This is a genomic window from Rossellomorea sp. H136, assembly GCF_056838065.1.
In genome coordinates this window covers 1-12,780 of the sequence record NZ_CM166371.1, presented here as the reverse complement: position 1 = coordinate 12,780, position 12,780 = coordinate 1, and the positions used below count along the sequence as shown (strand labels likewise).

Annotated in this window: 8 protein-coding genes, 2 tRNA genes and 1 rRNA gene; all 11 read right to left on the bottom strand. The window is 41.8% G+C overall.

Annotation, left to right across the window (positions count from 1 at the left end; all coding sequences use genetic code 11):
• Positions 1-19 precede the first annotated feature (19 nt).
• The 11 genes from ACYH0O_RS00055 to dnaA all read right to left on the bottom strand — a co-directional run bounded on the left by ACYH0O_RS00055 (position 20) and on the right by dnaA (position 12,780).
• A tRNA-Ala gene (locus ACYH0O_RS00055) sits at positions 20-95 on the bottom strand.
• A 14-nt stretch (positions 96-109) separates the two neighbouring features.
• Positions 110-186, bottom strand: a tRNA-Ile gene (locus tag ACYH0O_RS00050).
• A gap of 142 nt (positions 187-328) precedes the next feature.
• A 16S ribosomal RNA gene (locus ACYH0O_RS00045) occupies positions 329-1,880 on the bottom strand.
• Between the two features lie 352 nt (positions 1,881-2,232).
• Positions 2,233-3,318: an HD-GYP domain-containing protein gene (locus ACYH0O_RS00040; protein ID WP_482630726.1), complete on the bottom strand. Its 1,086-nt coding sequence runs from the start codon at positions 3,316-3,318 to the stop codon at positions 2,233-2,235.
• A 135-nt stretch (positions 3,319-3,453) separates the two neighbouring features.
• Positions 3,454-5,988, bottom strand: a complete 2,535-nt coding sequence (gene gyrA, locus ACYH0O_RS00035; RefSeq protein ID WP_482630725.1) for a DNA gyrase subunit A — start codon at positions 5,986-5,988, stop codon at positions 3,454-3,456.
• A 108-nt stretch (positions 5,989-6,096) separates the two neighbouring features.
• Positions 6,097-8,013, bottom strand: a complete 1,917-nt coding sequence (gyrB, locus tag ACYH0O_RS00030) for a DNA topoisomerase (ATP-hydrolyzing) subunit B (RefSeq protein WP_148970677.1) — start codon at positions 8,011-8,013, stop codon at positions 6,097-6,099.
• 48 nt (positions 8,014-8,061) lie between these two features.
• Complete coding sequence (gene remB / locus ACYH0O_RS00025) at positions 8,062-8,316, bottom strand: extracellular matrix regulator RemB (protein ID WP_113969423.1); 255 nt, start codon at positions 8,314-8,316, stop codon at positions 8,062-8,064.
• Positions 8,317-8,325: 9 nt separating this feature from the next.
• Positions 8,326-9,444, bottom strand: coding sequence for a DNA replication/repair protein RecF (gene recF / locus ACYH0O_RS00020; RefSeq protein WP_149154957.1), 1,119 nt, complete (start codon positions 9,442-9,444; stop codon positions 8,326-8,328).
• 17 nt (positions 9,445-9,461) lie between these two features.
• Positions 9,462-9,680 (bottom strand): S4 domain-containing protein YaaA, encoded by a 219-nt coding sequence (gene yaaA / locus ACYH0O_RS00015; protein ID WP_149154956.1) that lies wholly within the window; start codon positions 9,678-9,680, stop codon positions 9,462-9,464.
• A 410-nt stretch (positions 9,681-10,090) separates the two neighbouring features.
• Positions 10,091-11,227: a DNA polymerase III subunit beta gene (dnaN, locus tag ACYH0O_RS00010; RefSeq protein ID WP_482630724.1), complete on the bottom strand. Its 1,137-nt coding sequence runs from the start codon at positions 11,225-11,227 to the stop codon at positions 10,091-10,093.
• Positions 11,228-11,433: 206 nt separating this feature from the next.
• Positions 11,434-12,780: a chromosomal replication initiator protein DnaA gene (gene dnaA, locus ACYH0O_RS00005; RefSeq protein WP_149154954.1), complete on the bottom strand. Its 1,347-nt coding sequence runs from the start codon at positions 12,778-12,780 to the stop codon at positions 11,434-11,436.

The following is a 12,780-nucleotide window of genomic DNA, read 5'->3' as shown; positions in this document are numbered from 1 at the left end:
GACGCTTCGTAAAAAACCTTGGTGGAGCCTAGCGGGATCGAACCGCTGACCTCCTGCGTGCAAAGCAGGCGCTCTCCCAGCTGAGCTAAGGCCCCGGAATATGAGGATATGGTGGGCCTAAGTGGACTCGAACCACCGACCTCACGCTTATCAGGCGTGCGCTCTAACCAGCTGAGCTATAGGCCCATATTCCATAAAAATGAATGATAAGCAATGCTTACCATTGTTTGTAGATGGAGAGTTACTTTGCTTTCGCAAAAAACTTTGTTAAACCATCAAAACTGAACAAAACTTCGACGTGTCAAACGTTTAGTTAAATCTTCCTTAGAAAGGAGGTGATCCAGCCGCACCTTCCGATACGGCTACCTTGTTACGACTTCACCCCAATCATCTGTCCCACCTTAGGCGGCTGGCTCCAAAAGGTTACCTCACCGACTTCGGGTGTTACAAACTCTCGTGGTGTGACGGGCGGTGTGTACAAGGCCCGGGAACGTATTCACCGCGGCATGCTGATCCGCGATTACTAGCGATTCCAGCTTCATGTAGGCGAGTTGCAGCCTACAATCCGAACTGAGAACGGTTTTATGGGATTGGCTAAACCTCGCGGTCTTGCTGCCCTTTGTACCGTCCATTGTAGCACGTGTGTAGCCCAGGTCATAAGGGGCATGATGATTTGACGTCATCCCCACCTTCCTCCGGTTTGTCACCGGCAGTCATCTTAGAGTGCCCAACTGAATGCTGGCAACTAAGATCAAGGGTTGCGCTCGTTGCGGGACTTAACCCAACATCTCACGACACGAGCTGACGACAACCATGCACCACCTGTCACTCTGTCCCCCGAAGGGGAAAGCCCTATCTCTAGGGTTGTCAGAGGATGTCAAGACCTGGTAAGGTTCTTCGCGTTGCTTCGAATTAAACCACATGCTCCACCGCTTGTGCGGGCCCCCGTCAATTCCTTTGAGTTTCAGTCTTGCGACCGTACTCCCCAGGCGGAGTGCTTAATGCGTTAGCTGCAGCACTAAGGGGCGGAAACCCCCTAACACTTAGCACTCATCGTTTACGGCGTGGACTACCAGGGTATCTAATCCTGTTTGCTCCCCACGCTTTCGCGCCTCAGTGTCAGTTACAGACCAGAAAGTCGCCTTCGCCACTGGTGTTCCTCCAAATATCTACGCATTTCACCGCTACACTTGGAATTCCACTTTCCTCTTCTGCACTCAAGTTCCCCAGTTTCCAATGACCCTCCACGGTTGAGCCGTGGGCTTTCACATCAGACTTAAGAAACCACCTGCGCGCGCTTTACGCCCAATAATTCCGGACAACGCTTGCCACCTACGTATTACCGCGGCTGCTGGCACGTAGTTAGCCGTGGCTTTCTGGTTAGGTACCGTCAAGGTACCGCCCTATTCGAACGGTACTTGTTCTTCCCTAACAACAGAGTTTTACGATCCGAAAACCTTCATCACTCACGCGGCGTTGCTCCGTCAGACTTTCGTCCATTGCGGAAGATTCCCTACTGCTGCCTCCCGTAGGAGTCTGGGCCGTGTCTCAGTCCCAGTGTGGCCGATCACCCTCTCAGGTCGGCTACGCATCGTCGCCTTGGTGAGCCGTTACCTCACCAACTAGCTAATGCGCCGCGGGTCCATCTGTAAGTGATAGCTAAAAGCCACCTTTCAACATTTCCTCATGCGAGGAAATGAGTTATCCGGTATTAGCCCCGGTTTCCCGGAGTTATCCCAGTCTTACAGGCAGGTTACCCACGTGTTACTCACCCGTCCGCCGCTGACTGATGGGAGCAAGCTCCCATCAATCCGCTCGACTTGCATGTATTAGGCACGCCGCCAGCGTTCGTCCTGAGCCAGGATCAAACTCTCCGATAAAAGTTTGAATAGCTCTTTAAAAATAAATCTAGAATTAACGTTGACGTATTGTCTTGTTTTGTTCAGTTTTCAAGGTTCAATGTGTGAGTGCTTCGTTTGAAGCGACCTTTATAATATATCATTTGCTGTCGTTACCGTCAAGGTATTTTTATTATTTTAGAAAAGTTTTTTCTGAAAAAGTTATGTAATGCCTTTCGGACAACAAATAATATTATACATACTATTAGACAAGTTGGCAAGAGGTAAATCTAATTAAATAAACCAAAGATTAGTTATCTAACCTGAGGTTTACTTAATACGCTGCTATAACTGATCTTAAGAAGTTTCATTCATAATAAACCATACTTGATTTCTAAGCAAAAACTTCTGATATATAAATCTCTTTTTCCTGAGATAGGTCTACGAGTTCTTCCGTTTTGTTTATTTTTACGATGGGCTTTGTATATGCGTTTGGCTTGGTATACAGGACTTCTCCGTACTGGCCGGTTGATAGCCTTACTGAAGTTCCTGTCCTTAGATCTCCCAATAATTGAAGAAGACCATTAACGACTTTAATATCGAATTTACCAAATAAATCTTCACTGATCATTTCCAGTACCTTAAAAAAAGGCTGCTTGCTTCTATATATTCTTTCTGATGTCATGGCATGAAAGACATCGGCGATTCCAACTATCTGAGAGTAAAGATGAATACGATTATTTTTCTCGGATGACGGGTAGCCGGTACCATCAAATCGTTCATGATGTTGAAAGATTGCCAGTTTTGTTTCCGTTTTTAACAATGGAGTGTCTTTAACCATTTTATATCCGTTGGCTGTATGGAGCTTTACTTCTTTAAATTCACTGTCTGTTAAAGGCTGTTCTTTCGTTAATATGTGTGGACTGACCTTGGCCATTCCACAGTCTGCCAGGATACCCGCTAAAGCCAGCTGGTTCACCTGACCAGGGTTCAAGCCTAACTTCTTTCCTATCATGGCACTTATGATACCCACTGAAATCGCATGGTGAAAAACATAATCTTCTTTCGTGCAATATTGATGAAGGGAATACACATATGTATGGTTCTCTTGAACCGTTTGGATCATTGGTAGCATTAACTCCCTCACCCTTGCCACATTTACAGACGTTCCTGATTGCCAGTTTATGAATTCTTTCTTAAATTCCTTGATCGTCATTAAATAGAGATCGATGAATCCCACCTGCTCATTGATTATTTCTTCCTCTACCATTCCCTTATCAATAGAGACGGGTGATCTAAAGGGACGTCCATCCGCTTTTGTTTTCTCTATTATTAGCTCTGTTATATTGAATGCTTGAAGTATAGTTAAATGTTCTTCTTCTATTACTGTATTCTTTGGAATAATGGGATTGGCTGTCATTCCCATTATATCTTCTGCTACGATGCATCCCAATTGTATCTCTCCACGATGTACCTTCAACTATGAACACCTCACTTATCACCTTTTCTTCTAGTTTATTTTACCAAATTTAACAGGTTATAGTTATTTTTTCACAAAAAAATAAGCTGTTTCCAGTATGAGAGTTTCATTACTGAAAACAGCTTAGCCGTTCATTTATTCTTCTGTATCTTCACTTACATCTTCAGAAGAAGTTTGATCTTCGCTATCTGGTTGTTCCATTCCTTCAGAAGTTTCAACTGGTGCTTCCGTTTCTTCTTCATCTTCTTTTTCAACCTTGGCAACGGTTGAAACAAATTCGCTTTCTTGAAGACGGATCAGTTTAACTCCTTGAGTGTTACGGCCTGTAGTGGAAATATCATTCACATCCATACGGATTAGGACACCATGTGCCGTGATGATCATTAAGTCTTCCTCACCTGTAACGGCTTTAACAGAGACCAGCTCTCCGTTACGTTCTGTTACATTACATGTTTTTAAGCCTTTACCGCCACGTGTTTGCACTCTATATTCACTGGCAGGAGTACGTTTACCGTAACCATTTACCGTTACAACTAAGACATCGCTCTTCTCTTCCAGAATTTCCATTCCTACAACAATGTCATCATCACTCAGGTTAATTCCTTTTACCCCGGTAGCTGTTCTCCCCATGGAACGAACATCCGTTTCAGGGAAACGAATGAGCATACCTTTCTTCGTTCCGATGATCATATCTTTCTCTCCATCGGTCAGTTTGACGGAAATGAGCTCATCGTTTTCTCGAAGGTTAATGGCGATCAGACCGTTCGTACGGATGTTGGCGAAATCTGATACTGGCGTACGTTTTGAGATTCCTTGCTTCGTAGTAAAGAATAAGTACCAGTCGTCCACGAATTCTTCCACTCGAATCATGGCATTGATCCACTCATCTTTTTCTACACCAAGCAGGTTGATGATCGGAAGTCCTTTAGCAGTACGGCTGAACTCAGGAATTTCATATCCTTTCGCACGGTATGCTTTTCCTTTGTTTGTAAAGAATAGAATCGTATCATGAGTTGACGTTGTCAGTAAGTGTTCAACAAAGTCTTCATCATTGGTACCCATTCCCTGGATTCCTCTTCCTCCACGCTTTTGACTGCGGTAGGTTGAGACAGGCAGACGCTTGATGTATCCGTTATGAGTAAGAGATACGACAATGTTTTCTCTTGGAATTAAGTCTTCATCTTCAATATTCTCAATTCCACCCGCTACGATTTCTGATCTTCTTTCATCATTGAAGCGTTCTTTGATTTCGATAAGCTCTTCACGAATGATTTCGAGAACTTTTTCATCATCTGCCAAGATCGCTTTCAATTCTGCAATCTGCTTCAATAATTCTTGATACTCATCTTCAATTTTCTCTCGTTCTAAACCTGTTAAACGTTGAAGACGCATATCCAGGATCGCTTGGGCTTGTTTGTCAGAAAGGGAGAAGTTCTCCATCAAGCCTTGTTTCGCAAGTTCCGTAGTTTGAGAGCCACGGATAAGTTTAATAATTTCATCAATATGATCTAAAGCGATACGCAGACCTTCTAAAATATGAGCTCTTGCTTCAGCTTTTCGTAATTCGAATTCCGTTCTACGACGAATGACGACGCGTTGATGTTGTAAGTAATGATACAGGCACTCTTTTAAATTCAATACCTTTGGCTGGCCATCAACAAGCGCCAATAGGTTGATACCGAAGCTTGTTTGAAGAGCCGTTTGCTTGTAGAGATTATTAAGCAAGACGTTCGCATTCGCATCTTTTCTTACTTCAATCACGATTCGCATACCATTACGGTCCGATTCATCACGTAAATCTGTGATGCCATCAATCTTCTTATCACGAACAAGATCGGCAATTTTCTCGATCAGTCTCGCTTTATTTACTTGATAAGGAATTTGATGAACGATAATCGTTTCTTTTCCGTTGCTTTTTTGTTCAATTTCCACACGGGCACGCATCGTGATGGAACCTTTACCTGTTTCATAGGCACGACGGATGCCGCTTCTTCCTACAATTAGTCCGGCAGTAGGGAAATCAGGTCCAAAGATGAATTCCATCAGCTCTTGAATCGTAATGTCGGGATCTTTACTTAACGCAAGGATTCCATCGATGACTTCTCCAAGATTATGAGGTGGAATGTTCGTTGCCATCCCTACAGCTATACCTGAAGAACCGTTTACTAACAGGTTAGGGAAACGGGCAGGTAACACTTCCGGCTCTCTCTCAGTACCATCATAGTTATCTTTATAATCAATTGTATCTTTATTAATATCACGAATAAGTTCCATAGAGATTTTGGACATACGTGCTTCTGTGTAACGCATGGCCGCCGCTGCGTCTCCATCAACGGAACCGAAGTTACCATGGCCGTCCACAAGCATATAACGATAGTTGAAATCCTGTGCCATACGTACCATTGTGTCATAAACAGCTGAGTCACCGTGGGGATGATACTTACCGATTACTTCACCGACGATACGTGCTGATTTCTTATATGCTTTGTCAGCTGTCATCCCCAGGTCATTCATCGCATATAAAATACGGCGATGGACAGGTTTCAGGCCATCACGGGCATCCGGTAGTGCACGGGAAACGATAACACTCATCGCATAATCCAGGAAAGACGAGCGCATTTCACTACTAATATTAATCTCTTTAACATTCGATCTTGGTGTTTCTGCCATAGTAAAAGGGACCTCCTTTTAAAGAAAGATTTATACCTTTCTCATTCTTTACCTTGTCCGCTATGTAAAAGACAGGATAGCACATGGTCTATCCTGTACTATTTTATTTTAGATATCCAAATTCTTAACGTAAGCTGCATTTTCTTCGATGAAGTTACGTCTTGGCTCTACTTTGTCACCCATCAGGATATCAAAGGTTTCGTCTGCCTCGATCGCATCTTGGAGACTTACTTGCAGCAGGGTTCTTGATTCCGGATCCATTGTTGTTTCCCAAAGTTGCTCAGGGTTCATCTCTCCAAGACCTTTGTAACGCTGGATTCCAGGTTTAGGCGTCGGTGAGATTTCTGCAAGTATGCGATCCAGTTCTTTATCATTGTAGGCATACTCGATTTTCTTCCCTTGTTGTATTTTGTACAAAGGTGGTTGAGCGATGTAGATGTAGCCTGCTTCAATGATGTTTCTCATGTAGCGATAGAAGAACGTCAACAATAGCGTACGAATATGGGCGCCATCGACGTCGGCATCGGTCATGATCACGATTTTATGGTATCTCGCTTTAGCCAGGTTGAAGTCTTCACCAATCCCTGTCCCAAGAGCTGTAATAATCGCACGAACCTCGTTATTTGAAAGGATTTTATCCAGACGTGCCTTCTCTACGTTAATGATTTTACCACGTAGGGGAAGGATGGCTTGGAAGTGACGATCACGGCCTTGTTTAGCAGATCCGCCGGCTGAGTCACCCTCAACCACATAGATCTCACTGATGCTTGGGTCTTTAGAAGAACAGTCTGCTAATTTACCAGGTAAACTGGAGATTTCAAGGGCACTCTTACGACGGGTAAGCTCTCTTGCCTTTTTCGCAGCCAGTCGGGCCCGTGCAGCCATTAGTCCTTTTTCTACCACTTTTCGAGCGACAACCGGGTTTTCAAGTAAGAACGTTTCCAGATGCTCGGAGAAAAGAGAATCGGTGATGGTTCTTGCTTCTGAGTTCCCTAGTTTTGTTTTTGTCTGACCTTCGAACTGAGGATCAGGATGTTTGATCGAGATGATGGCTGTTAAGCCTTCACGAACATCTTCCCCTGAAAGATTCGCATCGCTCTCTTTAAACACATTATTTTTTCGGGCATAGTCGTTAATGACCCTCGTTAAAGCCGTTTTAAATCCGGACTCATGGGTTCCACCTTCATGAGTATGGATGTTATTGGCGAAGGAATAAAGATTGCTTGCGAAGCCATCATTATATTGTAGGGCGATTTCAATCGTAATCTCGTCTTTCTCGCCTTCAATGTAAATCGGTTCTTCATGGATGACTTCTTTTGAACGATTAAGATGTTCAACGTAGGACTTAATTCCACCTTCATAATGGTAGTCTCTTCGTTTCCCTTCTCCACGCTTATCTTCAATGCTGATTTGGATTCCTCTGTTTAAGAAAGCCAGTTCGCGAATACGATTTGCAAGTGTGTCATATTCGTATTCCGTCGTTTCAGTAAAGATTTCAGGATCTGGAGTGAAGTGAATGATCGTTCCCGTTTTATCCGTTTCTCCGATCACCTTAAGATCGAAGCTTGGAACACCTTTTTCGAATTTTTGATAATAGATGTTTCCATCACGATGAACATGGACTTCAAGTTCTGTGGAAAGAGCATTTACTACTGATGCCCCAACTCCGTGGAGACCTCCGGATACTTTATATCCACCGCCGCCGAACTTACCGCCGGCGTGAAGGACCGTCATGATTACCTCAACGGCAGGACGACCCATTTTCTCATGAATACCTACAGGGATACCACGTCCATTATCTGTAACAGTAATACTGTTATCCTCTTCGATGATGACTTCGATTTCATTACAGTAACCGGCTAACGCTTCATCGATACTGTTATCAACAATTTCCCACACCAAATGATGCAAACCTCTTCCGCTTGTTGATCCAATATACATACCAGGTCTTTTACGAACGGCCTCTAATCCTTCTAAAACCTGAATCTGATTTTCATCATAGGATTGACCTTGCTTTTGTTCCATAGCCATACTGATTCACCTACACTTTCTAACCTTCAGGGCTTTATATTTCTATAATAAATTCTCATAGTTTGAGTATTTCTTTGATCGTTTCTTTAACGTACTTGATGCAAGTGGTGAAAGATACAACTGATTAGACGTGATTACAAGAGATTTATATGAACCCTTTGCAAGATTACAAAGGTTTTTATCTTTCGTTTTTAAAAAGTGTTGAATTTCTTCTGAAAATTGAACGGTGTCTCGATCAATAATAGCGATGATTTCATCTGTACGTACCATGACATCTTCTCCAACATGTATGTACAAGGTAACACCTCATTTCAATCTTTTCATTGATCCGGCTTCCACTTCAAAAGTAGTCGCTTCGTTTAAAGTTTGATGATCAATCCCATCCACGTTTGTCGTCGTGACAAAGGTTTGAACTTTTCCCTGGATGGTATTTAATAAATGTGACTGTCGATAATCATCTAATTCTGACAAGACATCATCAAGAAGTAAGATGGGATATTCTTTAATTTCAGAATGAATCAGCTCAATTTCTGCGAGCTTCACAGAGAGGGCTGTTGTCCGTTGCTGCCCCTGCGATCCGAATGTTTGAACATCTCGTCCATTCACAATAAATTGAAGATCGTCCCGATGTGGCCCGACCAGGGTCACACCACGATCAATTTCCCGCTCGCGGATACCATCAAATTTCTGCTCATATATATCTACCATTTTTGACCATTCTTGATTATCTGATACATCCAAAGACGGTTTATATACGATTTCTAAGGTTTCTAAGTTCCTTGAAATCCCGGAATGAATTGGTTTTGCCCAACTTTCTAACAGCTGAACGAACTCAAACCGCTTCTTCGTGATTTTCACAGCCATCTCTATGAACTGTTCCGTCAAGACATCCAGCATGGTCTGGTCTTTTTGTTTTCTCGTTTGTAATTGTTTCAGATAATGGTTACGTTGCTGTAATATTTTTTGATAAAGGCTGATATCATGTAAATAAACAGGAGAAACCTGACCGATTTCCATATCAATAAAACGACGCCTTACTTGAGGGCTCCCTTTTACTAAATGGAGATCTTCAGGCGCAAACATGACAACATTCATATTGCCGACATATTGACTTAATTTAGATTGCTCAAGGTGATTACTTTTCGCTTTTTTTCCCTTTTTCGAGAGGATAAGCTCTAATGGTAACGCACCGTTATATTTCTGAATCCTACCTTTTATTTTAGCATATTCCTCGTCCCAACGGATTAAATCTTTATCATTTGAGGTCCGGTGGGATTTAGCCATTGCCAGTACATAGATAGACTCCATAATATTCGTCTTTCCTTGAGCATTCTCTCCAAGAATTACGTTCACCTTATTTTCGAAACTCACGTCGATTGACTCGTAATTTCGATAGTTTCTTAATTCTAATTGTTCAATGTACATGGAAATAACACCCTTTATTATTCTCCAGCAACCACAAATACTCCTATTTCGGGAATTTCAATTGTGTCACCAATTGTGAGTTTTCTGCCTCTTCTTTGGTCTTGTTCGCCGTTTATATATACTTCATATTCACTTAAGAACCACTTCGCCATCCCGCCGGACTGAATTACTTCAGCTAACTTCAGGAATTGTCCCAATGTGATGATTTCCGTTTCAATGGTGATCTCTTTCGCCACTAAAATCACTACTTTCCGTATAAAGTCTCTAATATCTTATTTTACTCTAAATGGAGTTAAGTCACAACTCATGAAAAATGGACAAGTTCTTCAAGGGCATCCAAAAGTATTAATTACTAAAATTTTTATTGTGGTGACCTAATTTTCAGGCAGGTTACAATCATGGATATCCCTATAATTACCAAATCACTATTGGGGCTATTTTCTACGAGTGAGCAGTAGTTGATTTCCGCTACAGATGCTCGCTTTCCACCTCACCATCCAGCACACACTTATTGACAGAGTCTAAGCAGAGCATATGTTAAAAATCAATAATCTTTGCAGAAATAGCCTTCTAATAAAATCTAAAGTGAAAACAACCAATCAAAAAAGCCAACACCTGATTTCCAAGGTGTTGGCTTTTTGGTTTATTAGTACGTTCTTACTGGAAGAATCAATTGAAGAATGGAATCATCGTGAAGTGGTTTCAATACGAACGGTCTCATGGCCCCGGTGAAGTTCACATAAATTTCTGTTCCTTCAATGGCTTTTAATGCGTCCATCATATATTTTGCACTAAAGGAAATCTTAAGTTCTTCTCCTTCAATGGATTGACTTTGCACCTGTTCGATTACTTTTCCGATCTCCGGTGTATTAGACGAAATCTCAATCATGCCGCCATCCAGAGTTGATAGTTTCACTACGTTGTTTCTTCCTTCTCTGGCAAGTAGTGACGCACGGTCTATCGCTTGTAAAAATTCTTTTGTATTCAGCGTTAGTTCTGTCTTTGTATCAGAAGGTATCAATCGACTGGTATCAGGATAATTCCCTTCTAATAATCTTGAGAAGAATAATAGGTGTTTCGCTTTGAACAGCACTTGATTTTCAGTGATCACGATTTCAACAGGTTCTTCTGTATCATCAAGGATTTTATTCAGTTCGTTTAAGCTTTTCCCTGGAATCACAATATTGTAAGAAGCATCATGATTGGTTTCAATCGGTGCCTTTCTCATCGCAAGTCTGTGACTATCTGTTGCAATACAGCTTAGCTCCCCGTTTTCAATCTGACAGTTTACACCTGTCAAGATGGGGCGTGTTTCTGAGGTGGACACTGCGAATACGGTTTGTCTGATCATTGTTTTCAGGAGATCAGTCGAAACTTTGATCCCATTCCCTTCTTCAATCTGAGGAAGATGCGGGTACTCTTCTGGATCTAATCCGTTTAAATTAAATTCTGCCTGTCCTGAACGAATAACGGTTTGGAAATGATTTTGCACTTCAATTTCCACCGTATCTTTAGGTAATTTCTTAACGATTTCACTGAAGAACTTAGCCTGAAGAACAATCCCTCCAGTTTCCATGATGTCAACAATTTCTGAACCTTCTTCTTCATTCGGAATAAAGGACTCAATTGAAATATCAGAATCACTTCCTGTTAATGTTACGCCATCTTCCGTAGCGATGATCTTTATCCCTGTAAGAATGGGAATCGTTGTTCTTGACGTTACAGCTTTCATGACATCCTGGACACTTTGGACAAGATAGTCCCTTTGAATAACAAATTTCATGATTTATTCCTCCAATTTGCACATAATTTTATGGACTGAATCATATACTAATAATTTATTTAAAAAATAGTAATAGAAGTAGTAGGGCCTGTTGATATGTGGATAAGTGTGTGAACTCAACGTAAACACAGCCTATCCACATGTGGACAGACTGTGTGCTAGTTTGTCTTAGTTATTCACATTATCCAGTTTTTTTGTGTGTAAGATTAACTCTTTAAAGACTCACGAATTTCTTTCAATTGCTGCTGAAGAAGAGCATCTGCTCCCAGTAATGTACTGATCTTCTCATGAGCATGAATGACGGTGGTGTGATCGCGGCCGCCGAACTCTTCCCCGATCTTCGGGAGTGAAGAATCCGTCATTTCCCTGGATAGATACATAGCGATCTGTCGAGGAAACGCGATGGACTTTGTTCGTTTCTTCGCTTTAAAGTCTTCCAGCTTCACATTGAAGTGCTCACCAACGACACGTTGAATTTCCTGGATGGTAATAACCCGTGGTTTTGAGCTTGGAATGATATCTTTCAAAGCTTCTGCCGCCAGATCAGCATTAATATCTTTATTTATAAGAGAAGAGTACGCAACAACACGGATTAAAGCGCCCTCTAACTCACGAATGTTTGAATCGATTTGATTAGCTATATAAAGCATGGCTTCATTTGGAATGTCCAATCCTTCAGCCTTGGCTTTTTTTCTTAAAATGGCAATTCTCGTCTCGAGATCTGGCGGTGTTATGTCTGTAATAAGACCCCATTCAAATCGAGAGCGAAGTCTGTCTTCGAGTGTCGGAATTTCTTTCGGAGGCCGATCACTGGAAATGACAATCTGCTTACTTTCTTCATGTAAGGTATTAAAAGTATGGAAAAATTCCTCTTGCGTTTGTTCTTTTCCTGCTAAAAATTGAATGTCATCTATTAATAAAACATCAACATTTCGATACTTATTGCGGAAATCGACTGCTTTATTGTCACGAATGGAGTTAATGAATTCGTTTGTGAATTTCTCAGAGGATAGATAAACTACTTTAGCAGCAGGATTATGCTCCAGTACATAATGTCCGATAGCATGCATTAAGTGAGTTTTTCCAAGTCCTACTCCACCATAAATAAACAAGGGATTATAGGCTTTTGCAGGTGCTTCAGCCACAGCTAAAGATGCGGCATGGGCGAAACGGTTGCCCGAACCGATAACAAAGGTGTCGAATGTGTATTTTGCATTCAGCATATTTTGATTGATATCCTGTTGCTCGTCGTTTTTCATCGACTTCTTTGGCGGTAATTGAATATCAAATTCTTCCGGCTCCTGATTTTGTGGAATGATAAATTTCACGACCAATTCTTCGCCCGTAATATCATACAAAACCCCGGAGATTAATTGAGAGTAGCGTCCTTCCAGCCAATCTCGTGCAAATTCATTTGGAGCTGTAATGACAAGTGTGTCACCTTGAATGGAATGCGCCTTAGTCGATTTTAACCAAGTATCAAAGCTCGGTTTACTTATCTTTTTTTCGATGCTTTCTAAGGCTTTGCTCCAAAGATCCCCGATATTCTCCAA